20 protein-coding genes are annotated in these 20,105 nt (G+C 66.5%); 9 read left to right on the top strand and 11 right to left on the bottom strand.

Annotated features, from left to right (window positions below):
- Positions 1 to 23 precede the first annotated feature (23 nt).
- Positions 24 to 2,192, bottom strand: coding sequence for a M1 family metallopeptidase (locus tag DPV79_RS27415; RefSeq protein WP_113046969.1), 2,169 nt, complete (start codon positions 2,190 to 2,192; stop codon positions 24 to 26).
- Between the two features lie 640 nt (positions 2,193 to 2,832).
- Between DPV79_RS27415 and DPV79_RS27405 the strand changes: the two genes are divergently transcribed.
- The 4 genes from DPV79_RS27405 to DPV79_RS27390 all read left to right on the top strand — a co-directional run bounded on the left by DPV79_RS27405 (position 2,833) and on the right by DPV79_RS27390 (position 6,077).
- Positions 2,833 to 3,327: an LEA/WHy family protein gene (locus DPV79_RS27405; protein WP_113046967.1), complete on the top strand. Its 495-nt coding sequence runs from the start codon at positions 2,833 to 2,835 to the stop codon at positions 3,325 to 3,327.
- A gap of 147 nt (positions 3,328 to 3,474) precedes the next feature.
- On the top strand, positions 3,475 to 3,807 hold the full coding sequence (locus DPV79_RS27400) for a YegP family protein (protein WP_027788501.1): 333 nt from the start codon (positions 3,475 to 3,477) through the stop codon (positions 3,805 to 3,807).
- A gap of 156 nt (positions 3,808 to 3,963) precedes the next feature.
- Positions 3,964 to 5,097: a methyltransferase gene (locus DPV79_RS27395; RefSeq protein WP_113046966.1), complete on the top strand. Its 1,134-nt coding sequence runs from the start codon at positions 3,964 to 3,966 to the stop codon at positions 5,095 to 5,097.
- Positions 5,098 to 5,186: 89 nt separating this feature from the next.
- Positions 5,187 to 6,077, top strand: a complete 891-nt coding sequence (locus tag DPV79_RS27390) for a class I SAM-dependent methyltransferase (protein ID WP_021161799.1) — start codon at positions 5,187 to 5,189, stop codon at positions 6,075 to 6,077.
- A 62-nt stretch (positions 6,078 to 6,139) separates the two neighbouring features.
- Here the strand turns inward: DPV79_RS27390 and DPV79_RS27385 are convergent, their stop codons facing one another.
- Both DPV79_RS27385 and DPV79_RS27380 read right to left on the bottom strand, forming a co-directional pair.
- Positions 6,140 to 6,712, bottom strand: a complete 573-nt coding sequence (locus DPV79_RS27385) for a DUF1415 domain-containing protein (protein ID WP_048023616.1) — start codon at positions 6,710 to 6,712, stop codon at positions 6,140 to 6,142.
- A 76-nt stretch (positions 6,713 to 6,788) separates the two neighbouring features.
- Positions 6,789 to 7,409: a TetR/AcrR family transcriptional regulator gene (locus DPV79_RS27380; RefSeq protein ID WP_021161797.1), complete on the bottom strand. Its 621-nt coding sequence runs from the start codon at positions 7,407 to 7,409 to the stop codon at positions 6,789 to 6,791.
- A 220-nt stretch (positions 7,410 to 7,629) separates the two neighbouring features.
- On the opposite strand from DPV79_RS27380, the gene DPV79_RS27370 reads away from it, so the two are divergent.
- The 3 genes from DPV79_RS27370 to DPV79_RS27360 all read left to right on the top strand — a co-directional run bounded on the left by DPV79_RS27370 (position 7,630) and on the right by DPV79_RS27360 (position 11,121).
- Complete coding sequence (locus DPV79_RS27370; RefSeq protein ID WP_059688481.1) at positions 7,630 to 8,913, top strand: MFS transporter; 1,284 nt, start codon at positions 7,630 to 7,632, stop codon at positions 8,911 to 8,913.
- Between the two features lie 165 nt (positions 8,914 to 9,078).
- A complete protein-coding gene (locus DPV79_RS27365) occupies positions 9,079 to 9,684 on the top strand; it encodes a nitroreductase family protein (protein ID WP_059688458.1) in 606 nt (201 codons plus the stop codon).
- 186 nt (positions 9,685 to 9,870) lie between these two features.
- Positions 9,871 to 11,121, top strand: coding sequence for an Hsp70 family protein (locus DPV79_RS27360; RefSeq protein ID WP_113046965.1), 1,251 nt, complete (start codon positions 9,871 to 9,873; stop codon positions 11,119 to 11,121).
- A 100-nt stretch (positions 11,122 to 11,221) separates the two neighbouring features.
- Here the strand turns inward: DPV79_RS27360 and DPV79_RS27355 are convergent, their stop codons facing one another.
- Positions 11,222 to 11,425, bottom strand: a complete 204-nt coding sequence (locus DPV79_RS27355) for a cold-shock protein (protein WP_006477070.1) — start codon at positions 11,423 to 11,425, stop codon at positions 11,222 to 11,224.
- A 420-nt stretch (positions 11,426 to 11,845) separates the two neighbouring features.
- On the opposite strand from DPV79_RS27355, the gene DPV79_RS27345 reads away from it, so the two are divergent.
- Positions 11,846 to 13,444: an APC family permease gene (locus tag DPV79_RS27345; RefSeq protein WP_021161792.1), complete on the top strand. Its 1,599-nt coding sequence runs from the start codon at positions 11,846 to 11,848 to the stop codon at positions 13,442 to 13,444.
- Positions 13,445 to 13,555: 111 nt separating this feature from the next.
- Here DPV79_RS27345 and DPV79_RS27340 read toward each other — a convergent pair whose 3' ends face one another.
- The 7 genes from DPV79_RS27340 to DPV79_RS27310 all read right to left on the bottom strand — a co-directional run bounded on the left by DPV79_RS27340 (position 13,556) and on the right by DPV79_RS27310 (position 19,675).
- On the bottom strand, positions 13,556 to 14,347 hold the full coding sequence (locus tag DPV79_RS27340) for a DODA-type extradiol aromatic ring-opening family dioxygenase (protein ID WP_042976606.1): 792 nt from the start codon (positions 14,345 to 14,347) through the stop codon (positions 13,556 to 13,558).
- Positions 14,348 to 14,566: 219 nt separating this feature from the next.
- Positions 14,567 to 15,163 (bottom strand): UbiX family flavin prenyltransferase, encoded by a 597-nt coding sequence (locus tag DPV79_RS27335; RefSeq protein ID WP_048023612.1) that lies wholly within the window; start codon positions 15,161 to 15,163, stop codon positions 14,567 to 14,569.
- 20 nt (positions 15,164 to 15,183) lie between these two features.
- Positions 15,184 to 15,495, bottom strand: a complete 312-nt coding sequence (gene grxD / locus DPV79_RS27330; protein ID WP_021161789.1) for a Grx4 family monothiol glutaredoxin — start codon at positions 15,493 to 15,495, stop codon at positions 15,184 to 15,186.
- Positions 15,496 to 15,562: 67 nt separating this feature from the next.
- Positions 15,563 to 16,405: a peptide chain release factor N(5)-glutamine methyltransferase gene (gene prmC / locus DPV79_RS27325; protein ID WP_113046964.1), complete on the bottom strand. Its 843-nt coding sequence runs from the start codon at positions 16,403 to 16,405 to the stop codon at positions 15,563 to 15,565.
- Positions 16,406 to 16,412: 7 nt separating this feature from the next.
- Positions 16,413 to 17,495: a peptide chain release factor 1 gene (prfA, locus tag DPV79_RS27320; RefSeq protein ID WP_027788492.1), complete on the bottom strand. Its 1,083-nt coding sequence runs from the start codon at positions 17,493 to 17,495 to the stop codon at positions 16,413 to 16,415.
- Positions 17,496 to 17,588: 93 nt separating this feature from the next.
- Entirely contained in the window at positions 17,589 to 18,887 is a 1,299-nt protein-coding gene (gene hemA / locus DPV79_RS27315) for a glutamyl-tRNA reductase (protein ID WP_113046963.1), read from the bottom strand.
- Positions 18,888 to 18,913: 26 nt separating this feature from the next.
- Positions 18,914 to 19,675 (bottom strand): response regulator transcription factor, encoded by a 762-nt coding sequence (locus DPV79_RS27310; RefSeq protein WP_113046962.1) that lies wholly within the window; start codon positions 19,673 to 19,675, stop codon positions 18,914 to 18,916.
- 171 nt (positions 19,676 to 19,846) lie between these two features.
- Between DPV79_RS27310 and DPV79_RS27305 the strand changes: the two genes are divergently transcribed.
- The gene (locus DPV79_RS27305) at positions 19,847 to 20,101 is read left to right on the top strand and encodes a DUF1129 domain-containing protein (protein ID WP_021161784.1); all 255 of its coding nucleotides are present in this window, start codon (positions 19,847 to 19,849) and stop codon (positions 20,099 to 20,101) included.
- Positions 20,102 to 20,105: the final 4 nt, after the last annotated feature.

Below are 20,105 nucleotides of genomic sequence, written 5' to 3'. Positions count from 1 at the left end.
CGGCACCGGCCGGGCGCGCACCGTTACTGCGTGACTACCTTGCGCGGCTTGAAGATGCCCTGGTATTGCAGTGCCGGGCGTTCCTTCGTCACCGGTTCGATGCCGCCGAAGGTCGGCGTCTGGCGCAGCTTCATCGCGGCCGGCGATGCGACCGAGCCGATCGACGTCGAGCGCGATGCCGGCGCGAGGTTGTTCGCGACGAGCAGCGCGGCTTCGCTCTTCAGGTTCGCGAGCAGCACCGGATCGGTCGAGCCGTTGACCTGCGTGAGCAGCCCGCTCCAGGCCGCGTCGCTGTAGTTCACGACGTAGTAGTCGAGCCCGCTCGGGTCGGCCACCACGCCCGTGCAGCCGTCGATCCGCGTTTGCGTCTGCGTATCCTTCAGCGCGAGCGTCGTGCGTTTCGCGAGACCCTGGCCGTACGCGAGCGTGATCGGCACCGTCCACTGCAGGCCCGGATACGCGTTCTTGTTCGGGAACGGCTGCTGTTTCAGCGTGACGACCGTCTGGTTCTTCGTCAGGTCGCACTGCGTGTCGAGCGAGATCAGCGGCACGCCGGTCTGGCGGATGTAGCTGTCGCCGATCGCGCCGATCGCCTGGCCGCTTTCCTTCGACAGCGCATCCCACAGGCGCTTCGGTGTGCCGTTGCCGAACGAGTAGTCGACGAGGTACTGCTGCAGACCCTTGCGCAGCGTCTGTTCGCCGAGATAGTTCTCGAGCGTCTTCAGCACGTGGCCGCCCTTGTCGTACGTGAACGCGCTGGCGCTCAGCACGAAGTCGTTCGAGGCCCAGCCGTTGAAGTTCGGCGCGACCGGGAAGGCGTTCGGGCCGATGTCACGATTGATCACGCGGTACTTGTTCTTCACCTGGTCGAGCCAGCTGAACTCGTCGGGGAAGAACTGGATCGTCGTCTTCGTCTCGAAGAACGTCGCGAACGACTCGTTGAGCCACACGTTGTCCCACCAGTCGGTCGTGACGAGATCGCCGAACCACTGGTGCGCGACTTCGTGCGTCAGCACCTCGTTGCCGTAGTGCGACATCGGCTGGCCCGGCTGCGGCAGGATGTCGTCGGCGAACTCGAGGATCGACCCCCAGTTTTCCATCCCGCCGAAGTTCAGGTCCTTCTGCTCCTTGAACGCATCGTTCGCGGCCACCGTGTCGAACTTCGTGAGCGGCAGCGCAATGCCCGTGTAGCGGTAGTAGAAGTCGAGTGCCTGCTTGGTGCGGTCCATCGCCGGCTTCGCCCAGTCGCTCATGCCCGGCGGCGTGAACACACGCAGGTGCAGGCCGCCCTTGCCGCCCGGCAGCGGGCTCGTGAAGTCGTCTTCATAGGTGTCGAACTGGCCGCCGCCGAAGAACAGCAGGTACGACGGCATCGGCGGGGTCTTCTCGAACTGCACGAGCTTGTAGCCGCCGCCGACGTTGGTCGACGGCTTCTCGGCCGCGTTCGACACGACGCGCCAGTTCGACGGCACTTCGGCCGTCACTTCATAGGTCGGACGGAACGCCGGCTCGTCCCAGCCGGGGAACCACTGGCGCGACAGGTTGGTTTCGCCCTGCGTGAGGATTGCGCCGCTCGTCTTGCCGTCGGTGCCCTTCAGGTCGACGCGGAACACGCCTTCCGCGGCCGAGCAGCCCGGATACGGATCGTCGCCGCAGCTGCCGCCCGTCTTCGTGCCCGGATCGTCGTACGACTTGAAGTTGATGATGCCCGACCACTCCATGTGCAGCGAATAGTTGCCCGGCGAGATCGTGCCGCTCACGGGGCGCAGCTGGTAGAAGTCGCCCTTGTCCTGCGGCGTCGCGATCAGCTGGATGTTGCCCGGCTGCAGCGTGATGCGGCCGTTCGTGAACTTGATCCGGTGGCCGGCGATCACGATGTTGTTGACCGGCTTCAGCACCTTGATCTCGACGTCGGCGCGGCCGTCGAACGCGTTCAGCGCGTCGTTCGGGCGGAACCACAGCCGGTAGTTCACGGGCACCACGGTGTCCGGCAACTCGACAGGCGACACGCTCTTGTCGACGTTGGATGCGCTCGGCGGCGCGTTGACGGTGGGCGACGAGCCCGAGTGCGGTGCGCCGGCGGAGCTGAGCGCGGAAGCGGAGCCTGCACCGCCGTCGTCACCGCCGCACCCGGCGAGTGCGAGCGCGGCGACGAGCGGCAGATAACGCATCTTGCGAATATCGATCGACATGACTGAAACCTCGATTGTTGAAAGAATCGTTCAGTGCTGCGAAAACGCCGGCAAAAACAATCCCCTCGCCGTTAATCAACAGCGATGAAAATGCCAATGACGGATTATTCGAAAACGCGGCGGCTGACTACGTGAAGGTAATCATGGTTTACTGCCCCCTCTGGATTTCCGGATGTCGGTTAACTTGCCGGTTCAAAATGGCCGGGCGCGTGTTGTACTGAGTTGATTTCGCGCGCACGACACGGAGCTGCACGCCCTGCGCGGGCGCGCGATTCCCTTGAACCGACGACCTACGGGGCTGGCCGGGCCGGGCCGCAGGATGGCCGGAAGGCGTGTCGCCGTTCCGTAAAATCGCCGTCATGCGGCTTCAAGCTTTGTCGGCTTGCTCGAAGGATGCGTAAATATACTTGATGGTTTTAGGTAAAGGAAACGAAAAATTTAGAAATTGCATCTATTGAATTCGCCGCGCTTCATTGAATGCTGGAAAGCATTAATGCGCTTTCCGTTTGGCTGGTATTTTCGTAGTTTTAATCTATTAACGATCCGGCGTGGCCGCGAAAACTACGAAATCCGGTGTGCGGGGGCGCACTCGGTACAATGCAGCGACGATCCGCTCACCGATTGCCGCGAGGAGGCCCCCATGCCACGAACCCTGTTCCGAATCGCGGCGCTGCGCGTCGTGCTGCTGCTGTTCGCCGCCGTGCTCCTGCTCGGCGGCTGTGCGGGGCTCACGCGCGATTCCGTGCGCGTGTCGGTCGCCGGGCTCGACCCGCTCGTCGGGCAGGGCCTCGAGATGCGTTTCAACCTGAAGCTGCGCGTGCAGAACCCGAACGACACGCCGATCGAATACGACGGCATCTCGGTGGCGCTCGACCTGAACGGCACGCCGTTCGCGAGCGGCGTGAGCGACCGCTCGGGCGTCGTGCCGCGCTTCGGCGAGGCCGTGCTCGACGTGCCGGTTTCCGTGTCGGCGTTCGCCGCCGCCCGGCAGGCGTGGAACCTGCCCGGCGCGGCTGCCAGCGGCGAGTTGCCGTATGCGCTGCGCGGCCGGCTCGCGGGCGGCGTGCTCGGCACCGTGCGCTTCAGCGATGCGGGCACGCTGCGCATGCCGGCGACGCCCGGGTGGGGCGGGTAGACGATGCCGGGCCGGACGAAGCGTCGCGATCGCGGCGCCGTCTGACGATTCCTGACGATCGGGCTTCGAATGCCTTACGTTTTGCGCGTCAATCGCGTTTAGACTGCCTCAGTCCGGAGGGCCGGGCGACTTTTTCGAGAGGGCACCATGGCAGCGAAATTCGTCATCAAGAAAGCGAGCGACGGGCAGTTCCTGTTCCACCTGAAGGCCGCCAACGGCGAGATCATTCTGCGCAGCGAGCTGTACAAGACCAAGGCGTCGGCGGAAAACGGCGTCGCGTCGGTGCGCAAGAACGCGCCGGACGACGCGCGCTACGAGCGCAAGACCGCGAGCAACGGCCAGTTCATGTTCAACCTGAAGGCCGGCAATCACGAGATCATCGGCACGAGCGAGCTGTACAAGGCCGAAGCGAGCCGCGAGAACGGCATCGCGTCGGTCAAGCAGAACGCGCCGGATGCCGCGCTCGACGACCAGAGCTGACCGGCCCGATAGCGCCAATACGCCGCGGGCATCGCGCGGGTGGCAGTCGGGGCCGTCGCCCGCGCTTTGCCGCGCGGGCAAAGCGCGGTATGGTGTGGTCCGCGCGGCGCACGCCTGTAGCGCCGCCTGTCTGAAGCCAACCGTAGCCGAGCTCGCGTGACCGATTTCCCCGTTTTCCACTGGACCGACGCCGACGGCGCCGAACATGCCGCGCGCTGGCGCTCCGAAGCCGGCGTGCAGCCGCCGAAGCGCGCGGTGCCCGCCGACGACCGTCTCACCGCCGACGCGGCGTACCGCCTGGCCTGCGAGGGCACCGCACTCGTCTGGCAGGGCGACTTCCAGAATGCGCGCCAGCTCGTGCAGGCGATGGCGCGCCGCGTCGAGCGCAAGCCGAAGAAGGCGAAGGCCGCGGTGGGCGTCGACGCATTCAACCTGCATCGTCTTGCGCAATCGCAGCGTGCCCGCACGCTCGGGATGCTGCTGATCCCGCTCGATGCCGACTACACGATCCCGCTGCGCCGCGCGCCCGACGTACGCGCCGCATGCGAGGAAGCGTACGGCCCGGGCGGCGAACCGTCGGTCGTGTCGCTGCGCGAGCTGCTCGGCCTCGTCGGCGCGCACGAATGGCGCAAGAAGGGTGTGCCGATCCCGGCGCTGGACGGCGCGCCGATTCATCCGCACTACGGCGTGTTCTCGCCGGTACGCGGCGAATACGTCGAACTCGTCGCGCGCGCGCCGCTGCCGGCGACGTCGCTCGCGTTCGACATCGGCACGGGCACCGGCGTGCTCGCGGCCGTGCTGGCGTCGCGCGGCGTCGAGCGCATCGTCGCGACCGATCAGGATCCGCGGGCGCTCGCCTGTGCGCGCGAGAACGTCGAGCGGCTGGGCCACGCGGGCCGCGTCGAGGTCGTCGAGGCGGATCTGTTTCCGGCCGGCCGCGCACCGCTCGTCGTCTGCAACCCGCCATGGGTGCCGGCCCGTCCGAGTGCACCGATCGAATACGCGGTCTACGATCCGGACAGCCGCATGCTGCGCGGTTTCCTCGCGGGGCTCGCCGACCATCTCGAGCCAGGCGGCGAAGGCTGGCTGATCCTGTCCGATTTCGCCGAACATCTCGGCCTGCGGCCGCGCGACACCCTGCTGCAGTGGATCGACGAAGCCGGCCTCGTCGTGCTCGGCCGCGAAGACATCCGCCCCGCACACCCGAAGTCCACCGACGCCGACGATCCGCTGCATGCGGCACGCCGCGCCGAGGTCACGTCGCTCTGGCGGCTCGGCGCACGAGCCTGACCGCGCATTTTCGGTAAACTATCGCCATTCCTCACGAATTCCCGCCGCCGGGCCGTGGTCTGCCGACCGTGGCCCGGCGCCGCATCACGATGTCGAACAAGACCCACGAAATCCGCCCGGAGCAGTCCGTCGAACTGCTGAAGGAACTGCACATCCTCACCCGCGACGGGAAGCTGAACCAGGACAGCCGCCGCAAGCTGAAACAGGTCTATCACCTGTTCCAGTTCATCGAGCCGCTGCTTGCCGGCGTGCAGGCCGACCGTGGCAGCGTGACGCTCGTCGATCATGGCGCCGGCAAGTCGTATCTCGGCTTCATCCTGTACGACCTGTTCTTCAAGCAGCAGCCGGGGCACGGCACGGCGGCATTTGCGTCGCACGTGTACGGGATCGAGACCCGCGAGGAACTGGTCACGCGTTCGGCCGAGCTGGCCGCGCGGCTCGGGTTCGGCGGCATGTCGTTCCTGAACCTGTCGGTCGCCGATTCGATCACGTCGCCGAAGCTGCCCGAAACGGTCGACGTCGTCACCGCGCTGCATGCGTGCGACACGGCGACCGACGACGCGATCCGCTTCGCACTCGCGAAGCGCGCGCAGCACATCGTGCTCGTGCCGTGCTGCCAGGCGGAAGTCGCGGGCGTGCTGCGCAAGAACAAGGGCAAATCGCTCGCGAACGCGCTGACGGAAGTGTGGCGGCATCCGCTGCATACGCGCGAATTCGGCAGCCAGATCACCAACGTGCTGCGCTGCCTGCAGCTCGAAGCGCACGGCTACCAGGTCAGCGTGACCGAGCTGGTCGGCTGGGAGCATTCGATGAAGAACGAGCTGATCATCGCGCAGTACAAGAACCTGCCGCGTCGTCGGCCCGGGGAGCGGCTGAACGAGATCCTGGGGATGTTCGGGCTTGCCGAGCTGAACGCACGTTTCTTCGTGCCGGAAGCCGCGGCGGCGGGCGGCGAGGTCGCGGAGCCGGCTGAAGGCTGAAGCACGGGCGGGCGGCGGCGCGCGGCGCGGCGCACGTTGCACGCCGCACGTTGCACGCCGCGTCAGACGTCGTCGCCCGGCCGGCGCATCCATTCGCGCCAGCCGTCGTGGCCGAGGCGGCGCAGAGTTTCCTGATTCCTTTCGTAGATCGCGGACGCGTCCGGGAACGCGTCGACAGCGCGCGCGATGCTGTCCTCGCGCAGCAGGTGCAGGATCGGATACGGCGCGCGGTTCGTGTAGTTCTCGATGTCGTCGGGCTCGCTGCCTTCGAACCGGTAGTGCGGATGGAAGCTCGCGATCTGCAGCACGCCGTCGAGCCGCAGTTGCCGCACCAGGCGGTCGGCAAAGAACAGCGCATCGTTGTAGTCGACGAAGTCGGCGAACGCATCCGGGAAGATCAATAGCGTCGTGTCGACCTGCTGCGGGTCGGCCGCGTCGAGCGCGCGCAGTTCCGTTTCGAGTTCGGCGAGCGCGTCTTCGAGCGTCGTCGCTTCGCTGATCGCGTAGCGCACCTGTTCCTTCACGTAGACGCTTTTCGCGAACGGGCACAGATTGAGCCCGATCACCGCGCGCGCGAGCCAGTGCCGCGTGGCGGCGAGGATGTCGTCGTGCGATTCGGGGCGGGTGTCGGTCATCGTGAAACCAGTCGGGAGGAAGGGCGGCGAGGGCCGCATTGTAGCGGGCGCGCAGGGTGCGGACGCGCGCGGCCCGTCACGCGCACGCGGCTTCGATCAATTGCGTGACGAGCGCGGGTGCGGTGCCGATCGGCGTTTCGCCGTGCCGGTAGGTCTGGCTCGCCGCGTAGATACCCTCGATCACCAACGCGAGCGCATCGGCGAGCGCCTGCGGTTGCCGCGCGCCGGCGCCTTCGCATAGCGCGACGAGCCGCTTCATCAACTGTTCCTTGTTCTGCGCGACGCGCTCGCGCGCCGGGTGCGATGCATCCGGAAACTCCGCCGCGACGTTGACGAACGGGCAGCCGCGATAGTCCTTCTGCGTCGCGCGCTCGGCCAGGTCGACGAAATACTGGATCAGTTGCGCCTTCGGCTGGCCCGGATGCTTCGCGGTGCTTGTGTCGAGACGTTCGAAGAAACACGCATCCATCCGCTCCAGATACGCGAGGATCAGGTCGTCCTTCGACGAGAACTGCCGATACAGGCTCATCTTGTTGACGCCCGCGCGTTCCACGACCGCCTCGACGCCCACCGTCCGAACGCCTTCCCTGTAAAACAGCTCCTCGGCGGCGCGCAGCAGGTGCTCCTGCGCGGTGGCGCCGTCGATCGGCCGGCGCGTACGGCGCGCCGGCGGCTTGGCGATCTCGATGCCCGACATGATGACCCTCGACTGCATATTGGATTGCTTGACATGTTACCGATTGGTCACTACGATCGCAACACACTTGTGACCGGTCGGTAACAATGCCGACCGGATCGACAGACAAATGCCAAGCGTCGGCCCGGGTCAGCCGATGCAGCGTGCGGCGGAGGTGGCCTGGCTGGGTGAGGCGGAGCGGGCGCGGAGGTGCCGGCGCCGCCAACTGGAGAACGCGAAGATGAACTGGGCGGTGACACGAATCGGCGGGCGCTTCCACTACGGATGGCTCGCGGCGGCGGTGGTATTCCTGATCCTGCTGGCGGCCGCCGGCACGCGCGCGACGCCGAGCGTGCTGATGGTGCCGCTCGAACGCGAGCTCGGCTGGAGCCGCGCGGCGATTTCGCTGGCGATCTCGGTGAACATCGCGTTGTATGGCCTGACCGGCCCGTTCGCGGCCGCCGCGATGCAGCGCTTCGGGCTGCGCCCGACCATCCTCACCGCGCTCGTGACGATGTGCGCGGGCGTCGCGCTGTCGTCGATGATGACGCAGAGCTGGCAGATGGTCGTGATCTGGGGCCTGATGGTCGGCTGCTCGACGGGTGTCGTCGCGCTGACGCTGTCCGCGACCTTCGTCACGCGCTGGTTCCATGCGCGGCGCGGCCTCGTGATGGGGATCCTGACCGCGAGCACGGCCACCGGCCAGCTCGTGTTCCTGCCGATGCTCGCGGCGATCGCGCAGCGCCATGGCTGGCGGCCGGTCGTGCTTGTCGTCGCGGTGGCGGCCGCGATCGTGATTCCGCTCGTTGCGTTCCTGTTGCCCGAGCGGCCGGCCGACGTGCAGCTGCGCCCTTACGGCGAGCCGGCCGATGCGCCGCCCGCGCCCGATGCGACCAAGGAGAACCCGCTGGCGGTCGCGTTCCGTACGCTGCTGACGGCGAGCCGCTCGCGCGATTTCTGGCTGCTGTTCTTCAGCTTCTTCATTTGCGGCGCAAGCACCAACGGTTACGTCGGCACGCACCTGATCGCGATGTGCAGCGACTACGGGATGACGGAAGTGCAGGGCGCATCGCTGCTCGCGGCGATGGGCGTGTTCGACCTGTTCGGCACGACGCTGTCGGGCTGGCTGTCCGACCGCTACGACAATCGCGTGCTGCTGTTCTGGTACTACGGGCTGCGCGGGCTGTCGCTGATCTACCTGCCGCACGCGTTCGGGATCGATTTCTTCGGGCTGCCGCTGTTCGCGATGTTCTACGGGCTCGACTGGATCGCGACCGTGCCGCCGACCGTGCGCCTCGCGACCGACGTGTTCGGCAAGGCCGCGGCGCCGGTCGTGTTCGGCTGGATCGTCGCCGGCCACCAGCTCGGCGCGGCGTTCGCGGCGCTCGGCGCGGGGCTGCTGCGCGCGAGCCTCGGCACCTACACGATCGCGTCGATGATTTCGGGCGGGCTCTGCATCGTCGGCGCGCTGATCGTGCTGCGCATCAACCGCGGCCCGTCGCGCGCGGCTGCGCAGGCGGCCTGATCGCGGCAAGCCGGCAGTCCGGCCGGCCCGCGCGGCGGGCGGCCGGCCATTGCACGCACGGAGATTTGCATAGCGCGGCAGGATCGGGCGCGGATCGGCTCAAGCGGGTATGCTTGCGGTTCGCCAGGCGTTCGCGCCCCTTCATCGATGTCAGCGAGGATCCGCATGTCCGTCAAACCTGCTCCCACCACTGTTTCGATTCACGATCTGATCGCGGGCCGCTGGAGCCCGCGCGCGTATTCGGATGAACCCGTCAGCGCCGGCGATCTGCACGCGGTGCTCGAGGCTGCCCGCTGGGCACCGTCTGCGTACAACGCGCAGCCGTGGCGCTTCATCGTATTCGACCGCACGCAGGACGAAGACGCATTCAAGCGCGCGTTCGCGACGCTGGTGCCGTTCAACCAGGGCTGGAATGCGCCGGCGCCCGTGCTGATCGCCGTGACCGCGCATACGCTCACGCCGAAGGGGGAACCGGCACCGACCGCGCTGTACGACGCGGGCGCCGCCGCGATGTCGCTGGTGCTGCAGGCGCACGCGCTGGGCCTGGCCGCCCACCAGATGAGCGGCTTCGACGCGAAGGCGTTCCGCGACGCGTTTGAGATCCCGGCCGACGTCGCGATTCCGGCGATCATCTCGCTCGGTCACTACGGCAACGTCGACAAGCTCGATCCCGTGCTGCGCGATCGCGAGAAGGCGCCGCGCACGCGTCATGCGATCGGCGAGGTCGTCTATGCGGGTGCGTGGAAGAAGGGCTTCGACGCGGCGGCCTGACCCGCCTGGAGGGGGCTGCGTCGCGCGTCCCGTCCGCCTGTCTTCCCGGCGCGCCCGTCTGCGCGCCGTCGCCACCGGGGCCCGCTGCGCGGCACCGGTGGCCGGCCCCGGTTGTGATCCCGCGGGCTTCATGTTAAAAAGCCCGTCCTTTCCGTTTTCGCGCCGGCCCTGCTGCGGCAATTTCCCATGACTTACTGCGCGATCGATTTCGGCACGTCCAATTCCGCCGTGGCGCTGCCCGACGGCGATGGCATGCGCCTCGCGCCCGTCGAGGGCGACCACCTGACGCTGCCCACCGCGATCTTCTTCAACAACGACGAGGAGACGGTCGAATACGGCCGTGCGGCGCTGGCTTCCTACATCGACGGTTTCGACGGCCGGCTGATGCGCTCGATGAAGAGCATTCTCGGCTCGCCGCTCGCGGAAACGACGACCGATCTCGGCGACGGCAGCGCGATCGCGTACACCGACATCATCGCGCGCTTCCTGACGCACCTGAAGCGCAAGGCCGAAACCCGCGCGGCTGCGCCAATCGGTCGTGCGGTGCTCGGCCGGCCCGTGTTCTTCGTCGACGACGATCCGCGCGCCGACCGCCTTGCACAGGACCAGCTCGAGGCTGCCGCGCGATCGGTCGGCTTCACGGACGTTCAATTCCAGTACGAACCGATCGCGGCCGCGTTCGACTACGAATCGCGTCAGCAGGCGGAGCGCCTCGTGCTCGTTGCCGACATCGGCGGCGGCACGTCCGACTTCTCGCTGGTGCGCGTCGGGCCCGAGCGGATGGCGCGGCTCGAGCGCAAGGACGACGTGCTGGCCCACCACGGCGTGCACGTCGCGGGTACCGACTACGACCGGCGTGTCGAGCTGGCCGCGATCCTGCCCGCATTCGGCTACCGTTCGCTCGATCCCGAAGGGCGCGAGCTGCCGAACAAGATCTACTTCGATCTCGCGACCTGGCACCTGATCAACACGGTCTACACGCCGAAGCGGCTCGGCGAGCTGAAGCTGATGAAGCACCTGTACCGCGATGTGCAGCAGTACGACCGGCTCACGACCGTGGTCGAGCAGCGGCTCGGGCATGCGTTGATGGCGCGCGCGGAGGAAGCGAAGATCGGCGTCGCGGCGGGCGGGGAGACGATGATCGATCTGAACGACGTGGAAGAGGATCTGCAGATCGCGTTCGATGCCGAGCGCCTCGTCGATGCGAGCCACGACGACACCGCCCGCATCGTCGAAGCCGCGCGCGAGACGGTGCGGCTTGCGGGTGTCGCGCCGCGCGATGTCGGCGCACTGTATTTCACCGGCGGCTCGACGGGGCTCGCGTTCCTGTCGGGGGCGCTCGCAGGTGCGTTCCCGGATGCGCAGCCGGTGTTCGGCGACCGCCTCGCGAGTGTCGCGACGGGGCTCGGCATTCACGCGCAGCGATTGTTCGGCTGAATGCGGGCGGCTGAAAGGCCGTCAGGCCGGGCGACCGTCGCCGAAAAACAAAAAGCCCCGCCGAAGCGGGGCTTTTTTTACACGAATTATCGCGCCAAGCTTAGACCGGACGGATGTTCGCAGCTTGCAGACCCTTCGGGCCCGTCTTCACTTCGAATTCAACCTTCTGGTTTTCTTGCAGCGTCTTGAAGCCTTCGACGCGGATTTCCGAGAAGTGCGCGAACAGATCGTCGCCGCCGCCTTCCGGGGTGATGAAGCCGAAGCCCTTTGCGTCATTGAACCACTTGACGGTACCGGTTGCCATGTTACTTGTTCCTAAAAAGATAAAACGGGGCCGAAGCCCATGGTGTGCGGAAAATCAAGGAAGGGGTAATAGGACCAACCGGAGTACCGTTGATGGGCGAACTACGAAAGAACCAATTCACTCGCCACTTGAAATCCTGCGAAGTCCTTTATACGGCTTATCACCCGCGTGGTCAACCGTATTTCCATGGACTCAGGGTTATTGCGGAGATCAGGTTTACAAAGCTTGCAAACGATGCGAATTTTTTGTAGGGGCCGAACGATTTTGGCGCCACGCCCGAGGTGCAACCGTTAAACTACGCGCCGCGCGGACGGGTTGCCCTGATCGGGTGACGCGTCCCCCCAAGAATGCGTGCGCGGTGCAGTCCGAGCCGATCCCGGACCGCGGGCCGACCATGCTTTTTGAGACACAGGAGAGGATGTGAAGAGTTCTATTCAACGGAACATCGGCCCGTTTGCATTGATGCTGACGGGGCTGGGTTCGATTATCGGCTCGGGCTGGCTGTTCGGCGCCTGGAAAGCCGCAAAGATCGCCGGTCCGGCAGCGATCTGCGCATGGATCATCGGCGCGGTCGTGATTCTCGCGATTGCACTGACGTATGCGGAATTGGGTGCGATGTTCCCCGAGTCGGGCGGCATGGTGCGCTACGCGCGCTACTCGCATGGCTCGCTGGTCGGTTTCATCAGCGCGTGGGCGAACTGGATCGCGATCGTATCCGTGATCCCGATCGAGGCTGAAGCGTCGATCCAGTACATGAGCACGTGGCCGTATCCGTGGGCGCATGCGCTGTTCGTGAACGGCGAGCTGACGACACCCGGCCTGCTGTTGTCGGCCGTGCTGGTCGTCATCTACTTCTTGCTGAACTACTGGGGCGTGAAGGCGTTTGCCCGGGCGAACACCACGATCACGATCTTCAAGTTCCTGATCCCCGGCCTCACGATCCTCGGCCTGATGCTGACGAGCTACCATCCGGAAAACCTCGGCACCGCATCCAATGCAAGCTTTGCGCCGTACGGCTGGTCGGCGGTGCTGACCGCGGTCGCGACGAGCGGCATCGTGTTCGCGTTCAACGGCTTCCAGAGCCCGGTGAACCTCGCGGGCGAGGCGCGCAACCCGTCGCGCAGCGTGCCGTTCGCGGTGATCACGTCGATCCTGATCGCGCTCGTGATCTACGTACTGCTGCAGATGGCGTACATCGGCTCGGTGAATCCGGCTGACGTCGCGCAGGGCTGGTCGCACTTCAACTTCAAGTCGCCGTTCGCCGAACTGGCGATCGCACTGAACCTGAACTGGCTCGCGATCCTGCTGTACGTCGACGCGTTCGTCAGCCCGAGCGGCACCGGCACGACGTACATGGCGACCACCACCCGCATGATCTACGCGATGGAGCGCAACAACACGATGCCGAAGATGTTCGGCAACGTGCACCCGCTCTACGGCGTGCCGCGCCAGGCGATGTGGTTCAACCTGCTGGTCTCGTTCATCTTCCTGTTCTTCTTCCGCGGCTGGAGCTCGCTCGCGGCGGTGATCTCGGTCGCGACGGTGATCTCGTACCTGACCGGCCCGATCAGCCTGATGGCGCTGCGCCGCTCGGCGACCGACATCGAGCGTCCGCTGTCGATTCCGCTGATGAAGCTGATCGCGCCGTTCGCGTTCGTCTGCGCGTCGCTGATCCTCTACTGGGCGAAGTGGCCGCTGACGGGCGAGATCATCCTGCTGATGATCGTCGCGCTGCCGGTGTACTTCTACTTCCAGGCGAAGTCGGGCTGGACCGGCTGGGGTGCCGACCTGAAGGCCGCATGGTGGCTGGTCGCGTACCTGCCGACGATGGCCGTGCTGTCGCTGATCGGCAGCAAGGAGTTCGGCGGTTACGGCGTGCTGCCGTACGGCTGGGACATGCTGATCGTCGCCGCAATCTCGCTGGTGTTCTACTTCTGGGGCGTGAATACCGGCTACCGGACCCAGTATCTCGACGAGCGTGAATCGCACGACGAGATCCTCGAGGGGGTCGGTGCCTGACGCGTGACCTGTCGCCGGATTCGGCGGCGGCAGCCAGCAGCGGAAAAAAAGCCCGCCCGAGCATCGCTCGGGCGGGCTTTTTATTGGCGGTCGACGGTTGTCGCGCGACGCTCAGGCGGCCGCGCTCGCGAACACGTAGTTCGTCATCGCGAGCACGCGCTGGTACGTACCGAGCGACTGGATGCCAAGCTGGTAGTCGTCGTCCGCCGCGCCGAGCGCCGTGAACACCGGCAGCAGATGCTCGTCGGTCGGATGCATCAGCGCGGCATGCGGCGCCTGCCGACGGTAGTCGAGCAGCGCGTCGACGTCGCGCGCGGCCAGCTTCGCCTCGAACCAGTCGGTGAATTCCGCGACGCGCGGGTCCGCATCTTCCGGTGCCGCACCGAAATCGGCGGCGCGCAGGTTGTGCGTGATCTGGCCGGAGCCGATCACCATCACGCCTTCGTCGCGCAGCGGTCGCAGCGCGCGGCCGAGCGCGAAGTGGTGCGCCGCATCCGCGCGCGGCTGGATCGACAGCTGTGCCACCGGCACGTCGGCTTCCGGGAACATCAGCAGCATCGGTACCCACGCGCCGTGGTCGAGGCCGTGCTCGGTCGTCGCGGTGGCGATGCCGGCCGCATTCAGCAGTCCGGCCGCGCGCTCGGCGACGTCGGGCGCGCCGGGCGCCGGGTAGCGGATGTCGTACAGCGCCTGCGGAAAGCCGTAGAAGTCGTGGATCGTTTCGGGATGCGCGGCGACGCTGGCGACGGGACGCTGCGTGCCCCAGTGCGCGGACAGCATCAGTACCGCGCGCGGGCGCGGCAATTCGGCGCCAAGGTGGGTGAACGCGCCGGACGGCAGCGTCGGGTCGATCGGCAGCGTCGGGGCGCCGTGGGACAGGTAGAGCGAAGGCAAGCGGTTCATGGTGGTGGCCTGCAAAGGGATTTGCCTGTGACTATAGGCGCGCACCGGGTATTGATAAATCCGTCGCGCGGAATTTGATTGAGTCGTATTGGTTGATAATCGGGCCGATTTCACGAACTCGAGGGCGGACGGGGGCTCGAGGTGGTCGATTCAGCACGGAAGGCAGGTGAATCGGCGAAGATGCGCGAAGAACGGCACAGAAGCGCCGCGGCGAGCGGCTTACTGCGCCGGCCGGATGCCGGCCCACGGCGTCGTCATCGGTGCACTGAGCGCGAACAGGTCGAGCACGCGGGTGACGGTCTGGTCGACGAGCTCCTCGATCGTCTTCGGCATCGCGTAGAACGCGGGTAGCGGCGGGAAGACGATGCCGCCCATTTCGGTCACGGCGGTCATGTTGCGCAGATGCGCGAGGTTGAACGGCGTTTCGCGCACCATCAGCACGAGGCGGCGGCGCTCCTTCAACGTGACGTCGGCCGCGCGCGTGATCAGGTTGTCGGACAGCCCGTGCGCGACGCTCGCGAGCGTCTTCATCGAGCAGGGCGCGATCACCATCCCGTCGGTCGCGAACGACCCCGATGCGATCGTCGCGCCGACGTCGCGCACCGAGTGCACGACGTCCGCACGGCTTTCGATTTCGGCCTTCGACAGCTTCAATTCGTGCTGGATGTTGAGCCAGCCGGCGTTCGAAATCAGCAGGTGCGTTTCGACGCCGCCGGCGGCGCGCAGCAGGTCGAGCAGCCGTACGCCGTAGATCGCGCCGGTGGCGCCGGTGATCGCGACGATCAGTCGGCGTGGCGGCGCGCTGGGAGATGCCATCGAAAAGGGGGCGGGGCGTATTACGCGGCGGCGAACAGTTGCTGCAGTTCGCCCGACTGGTACATCTCCATCATGATGTCCGAGCCGCCGATGAATTCGCCCTTCACATAGAGCTGCGGGATGGTCGGCCAGTTCGAGAATTCCTTGATGCCCTGGCGGATCTCGTCGTCTTCGAGCACGTTGACCGTCTTGAACTGATCGACGCCGCAGGCCTTCAGCACCTGGATGGCGCGGCCCGAAAAGCCGCACATCGGGAATTGCGCGTTGCCCTTCATGAAGAGCACGACCTGGTTTTCGTCGACGATTTGCTTGATACGTTGTTGGGTGTCCATGACTGACCTTGCGTTTGCGGGGCGTTAGATCGAAATGATAGCGGATTTCAACCGGACGGGCCGGGCATCAGCCCGGCAGGCGGCCGCCTGTCGTGCGTTCGATTGCGGCCAGATCGGCGAGCGATTCGACCGCGACGAAGCCGTGCGACGCGAGTACGGCGCGCACGGCCTCGGCCTGGTCGTAACCGTGCTCGATCCAGAGCGTGCCGCCCGGTTTCAGGTAAATGCCGGCGCCTGCGACGATCGTGCGGATCGCGCTGAGGCCGTCGGCATCGTCGGTGAGTGCGCCGCGCGGCTCGAAACGCAGGTCGCCCTGCGTGAGGTGCGGATCGTGCTGTGCGATGTACGGCGGATTGCTGACGATCGTGTCGAAGGCGAGCGCAGGATCGAGCGCCGCGTACCAGTCGCTCTGCAGCCAGTGCAGCGGGCCGCCGGGGCGGTGCGCGTCGAGCAGCTTGCTTGCGTTGCGTTGCGCGACCTCGAGTGCGGCCGGCGAACGGTCGAGCGCCCACACGCGGGCGTCGGGCCGCTCGGCGGCGATGGAGACGGCAATCGCGCCGCTGCCCGTGCCGAGATCGAGCACCGCCGGATGCGGCAGCCCGTCGATCGCATCGAGTGCGGCTTCGACGAGCAGTTCGGTTTCAGGGCGCGGGATCAGCACGTCGGGCGTCACGTCGAACGGCCGGCCGAAGAATTCGCGCATCCCGACGAGCTGCGCGACCGGCTCGCCGGCCATGCGGCGTGCCTCGAGCGTGCGGTAGCGTTCGACCGCGGCCGCATCGAGCGGCGCGTCGCCGCGCGTGATCAGTTGCGTGCGGGTCCAGCCAAGCGCGTGCGCGAGCAGCACGCGCGCATCGACCGCGTCGAGCGCGGACGCGCGCAGTAGTTCGTCGGCGGTCGTGTCGGGCATCGTGACCTCAGTCGGCGTCGCCGAGCGACGCGAGCAGTTCGGCCTGGTGCTCGCTGACCAGCGCGCTGATCAGTTCGTCGAGGTCGCCGTCCATGATCGCCTCGAGCCGGTACAGCGTCAGGTTGATCCGGTGGTCGGTCATCCGGCCCTGCGGGAAGTTGTACGTGCGGATCCGTTCCGAGCGGTCGCCGGAGCCGATCAGGCTCTTGCGCGTCGCGGCTTCCTTCGCGTGCTGCTCGTGATACTGCTTGTCCTTGATGCGCGCGGCGAGCACCTTCAGCGCGCGATCCTTGTTCTTGTGCTGCGAACGGTCGTCCTGGCACTCGACGACGATCCCGGTCGGGATGTGCGTGACGCGCACCGCCGAATCGGTCTTGTTGATGTGCTGGCCCCCCGCGCCGGACGCACGGAACGTGTCGATCCGCAGGTCGGCCGGATTGATCTCGACCTCGCCGATTTCGTCGGCTTCCGGCATCACCGCGACCGTGCACGCGGACGTGTGGATGCGCCCTTGCGTCTCGGTTGCCGGCACGCGCTGCACGCGATGGCCGCCCGATTCGAACTTCAGGCGCGAGTACGCGCCCTGGCCCGCGATCCGCACGATCACTTCCTTGTAGCCGCCGAGATCCGATGCGCTCTCCGACATCATTTCGACCTGCCAGCGCTGGCGTTCCGCGAAGCGCAGGTACATGCGCAGCAGGTCGCCGGCGAACAGCGCGGATTCGTCGCCGCCCGTGCCCGCACGGATTTCGAGGAAGATGTTGCGGTCGTCGTTCGGATCCTTGGGCAGCAGCATCTTCTGCAGCTCGGTCTCGAGGCGGGTCATGCTCTCGCGCGCGCTGCGGATTTCGTCTTCCGCGAAGTCGCGCATCGACAGATCGCCGAGCAGCTCCTGGGCGGCCGTCTCGTCGCTGCGCGACTGGCGCCACAGCGCGTACTGTTCGACCACCGGGCCGAGTTCCGCATGTTCACGCGTCAGCTTGCGGTACTGGTCGAGGTCGGCCGTGACGTTTTCGCGGCTCAGCAGGTCGTTCAGTTCGGCCAGCCGTGTGGACAGCTGGTCGAGCTTGCGTTGCATGCTCGTCTTCATGGTGTGGAGCGGCGCTCCCGGGCAAGGGGTATTCGGAAAGGATAGGCCGGCGGCGGGACAACGACCGGCCGGCGGCAGGGCGACCGGCCGGCGCTAGTGGCCGGACTGGTCGTTCGAGCGCGGTGCGTGCTGGTAGAAGCCGCGCATCAGGTCGATCAGCGAATCGCGATCGGCGCCGTTCACGCGATTGAGCGCGCTCGTCGGGCCGTGGATCAGCTTGTTGGTCAGTGCCTGCGACAGTGCTTCGAGCACGGCGGCCGGATCGTCGCCGCGCGCGAGCAGCTTCTGCGCCTTGTCGACTTCGGCCCGGCGCAATGCGTCGGCCTGCGTATGCATGTGACGGATCACCGGCACGACGCTGCGCGTGTCGAGCCACTGCATGAAATTCTGCACGCGCGTTTCGATGATCGATTCGGCTTGCGCGACCGCAGCCTGGCGCGATGCGTTGCCTTCGCGCACGATCGCGCCGAGATCGTCGACGGTATAGAGGAACACGTCCTTCAGCTTGCCGACTTCGGGCTCGATGTCGCGCGGCACCGCGAGGTCGACCATGAAGATCGGCCGGTGGCGGCGTGCCTTCACCGCGCGTTCGACTGCGCCGAGGCCGATGATCGGCAGCGTCGACGCCGTGCACGACACGATGATGTCGAATTCGTGCATGCGGGTCGGCAGATCCGAGAGCGGCATCGCGCGGCCGCTGAAGCGTTCGGCCAGGCGCTGGCCGCGTTCGGCCGTGCGGTTCGCGACGACGAGTTCGCGCGGGCCTTGTGCGGCGAAGTGCGTCGCGCACAGCTCGATCATCTCGCCGGCGCCGATGAACAGCACGCGCTGATCGGACACTTTTTCGAAGATCCGCTGCGCGAGGCGCACCGCGGCGGCGGCCATCGACACCGACTGCGTGCCGATTTCGGTCGTGCCGCGCACTTCCTTCGCCACCGCGAACGTGCGCTGGAACAGCTGGTTCAGGTAGGTGCCGAGCGCGCCGGCTTCCGTCGCGGTGCGGACGGCATCCTTCATCTGGCCCAGAATCTGGGTTTCGCCCAGCACCATCGAATCGAGGCCGGATGCGACGCGGAACGCGTGCCGGACTGCTTCCGACTGCGGCAGCGCATAGACGTGCGGTGCGAGCTCGTCCACCGGAATCCGGTGATACTCCGACAGCCAGCGGATCGCGCCTTCGCGTGCGGCGCGATCATCGGTCGCGCAATACAGTTCGGTGCGGTTGCAGGTGGAGAGGATCGCCGCTTCGGGCGTGTTGGGCGCCTGGGGGCCGAGAAACACGTTCTTGAACGTGACGAGAGCCGGCTTGATCTGCTCGAGCGGAAACGCCACGCGTTCGCGCAGGGCGACAGGCGCAGTGTGGTGATTGATTCCGATCGTGAGGAGTTGCATATCGAGGGCTATCGTTTAGCCCCATATTATAGCGTTTCAGCGATTTCCTCACTCGCGGCATACCGGGCATCGGCGTGGCGGGGCCGAGAATTTGGGGGCTCGATCGGCACGCGGTCGAGCTGATAGCCATAGCCGTAGAGCGGCAGCAGCCGGTAGCCGCGCTCCGGAAGCAGGTGCAGCTTGCTGCGCAGCCGGGACGCGTGGGTATCGAGCGTGCGCGACTTCGTGTCGCGGCGGCGCGCCCACACCGTTTCGAGAATATGGGCGCGCGACACGGGCCGCGACAGGTTCGCGAACAGCAACTGCGCAAAACGGAACTCCTTCGGCGTGAGTGAAACGATTGCGTTGCCGAAGCGAACGAGGCAGTGCGTGGCGTCGAAAGCGTATTCGCCATACATTTCGCGCGAGCGGGCCGGCGGCCGGCGCACGCCGGCGCGCCGGCTCAGCGCGTTGACGCGCGCGAGCAGCTCGGGCCCGCTCACCGGGCGCACGAGGCAATCGTCGGCGCCCGCGTGCAGGCACGATACGATCTCGCTTTCGCGCGGCATGTGCATCACGGCGATCGCCGGCAGCCCGGGCAGGACTGTCTGCGCGCGCGGAATGACTTCCTCGGCCGGCTGGTCGCCGGCCCAGTGGCCGGTGATCAGCATGTCGCAGGTATTGGCGGCGAGCCACTCGAAGAACGCCGTACTGGACGGAAACGCGTGGCATACGTGACCGCCCGCAAAGAGCAGGCGGTTCAGGAGCGCGGCATGGCGCGCGTCCGGATCGATCAGAGCGATTCGCATGAGAATTTCTTCAATACGGCAGCTGGTGCGCGCTTGCCATAACGTCGAGTCGGCCCCTACACTCGAACGTTCGCGGCACCCGGCTGGTCTCGGGTTCGATGGATGAATCGATGCTAGCCGCTGGCAACGTTCACGCCTATGGGACGAATCCGAATTTATCGAAGGCGTTGAATGAACTGGTTTGGAATCCTTGTCCTGGGAGCGGCCGTCGGGCTGTTCGGCCGATGGCTGCATCCGATGCGGCGCACGGCCCGGCCAGCGTGGTGGATCGCGGTGCTCGCCGGTATCGTCGGCGCGGCCGCGGCCCGCATGGCCGGCAATCTCTCTGGACTGTTTTACGATGGCGAGACGCTCGAATGGCCGGTCTGCACCGGCGTCGCGTTCCTCGCAGTAGCCGTGACGGTTGCGCTGTCGGCCCGTCGCTGAATGC

Source organism: Burkholderia reimsis (assembly GCF_003294055.1).
GTDB classification, from domain to species: Bacteria; Pseudomonadota; Gammaproteobacteria; order Burkholderiales; family Burkholderiaceae; genus Burkholderia; species Burkholderia cepacia.
Note: the sequence above shows the minus strand (reverse complement) of the source record. Positions and strands in the feature narration are given on the sequence as shown.

Excerpts from the sequence above, each read along its gene's own strand:
- DPV79_RS27385 (WP_048023616.1), bottom strand. The coding sequence starts at position 6,712 with ATGACCGACACCCGCCCCGAATCGCACGACGACATCCTCGCCGCCACG.
- grxD (WP_021161789.1), bottom strand. The coding sequence starts at position 15,495 with ATGGACACCCAACAACGTATCAAGCAAATCGTCGACGAAAACCAGGTC.
- DPV79_RS27305 (WP_021161784.1), top strand. The coding sequence starts at position 19,847 with ATGAACTGGTTTGGAATCCTTGTCCTGGGAGCGGCCGTCGGGCTGTTC.
- DPV79_RS27415 (WP_113046969.1), bottom strand. The coding sequence starts at position 2,192 with ATGTCGATCGATATTCGCAAGATGCGTTATCTGCCGCTCGTCGCCGCG.
- DPV79_RS27405 (WP_113046967.1), top strand. The coding sequence starts at position 2,833 with ATGCCACGAACCCTGTTCCGAATCGCGGCGCTGCGCGTCGTGCTGCTG.
- DPV79_RS27365 (WP_059688458.1), top strand. The coding sequence starts at position 9,079 with ATGTCCGTCAAACCTGCTCCCACCACTGTTTCGATTCACGATCTGATC.
- DPV79_RS27310 (WP_113046962.1), bottom strand. The coding sequence starts at position 19,675 with ATGCGAATCGCTCTGATCGATCCGGACGCGCGCCATGCCGCGCTCCTG.
- DPV79_RS27335 (WP_048023612.1), bottom strand. The coding sequence starts at position 15,163 with ATGGCATCTCCCAGCGCGCCGCCACGCCGACTGATCGTCGCGATCACC.
- prmC (WP_113046964.1), bottom strand. The coding sequence starts at position 16,405 with ATGCCCGACACGACCGCCGACGAACTACTGCGCGCGTCCGCGCTCGAC.
- hemA (WP_113046963.1), bottom strand. The coding sequence starts at position 18,887 with ATGCAACTCCTCACGATCGGAATCAATCACCACACTGCGCCTGTCGCC.
- DPV79_RS27400 (WP_027788501.1), top strand. The coding sequence starts at position 3,475 with ATGGCAGCGAAATTCGTCATCAAGAAAGCGAGCGACGGGCAGTTCCTG.
- prfA (WP_027788492.1), bottom strand. The coding sequence starts at position 17,495 with ATGAAGACGAGCATGCAACGCAAGCTCGACCAGCTGTCCACACGGCTG.
- DPV79_RS27355 (WP_006477070.1), bottom strand. The coding sequence starts at position 11,425 with ATGGCAACCGGTACCGTCAAGTGGTTCAATGACGCAAAGGGCTTCGGC.
- DPV79_RS27360 (WP_113046965.1), top strand. The coding sequence starts at position 9,871 with ATGACTTACTGCGCGATCGATTTCGGCACGTCCAATTCCGCCGTGGCG.
- DPV79_RS27340 (WP_042976606.1), bottom strand. The coding sequence starts at position 14,347 with ATGAACCGCTTGCCTTCGCTCTACCTGTCCCACGGCGCCCCGACGCTG.
- DPV79_RS27380 (WP_021161797.1), bottom strand. The coding sequence starts at position 7,409 with ATGTCGGGCATCGAGATCGCCAAGCCGCCGGCGCGCCGTACGCGCCGG.
- DPV79_RS27390 (WP_021161799.1), top strand. The coding sequence starts at position 5,187 with ATGTCGAACAAGACCCACGAAATCCGCCCGGAGCAGTCCGTCGAACTG.
- DPV79_RS27370 (WP_059688481.1), top strand. The coding sequence starts at position 7,630 with ATGAACTGGGCGGTGACACGAATCGGCGGGCGCTTCCACTACGGATGG.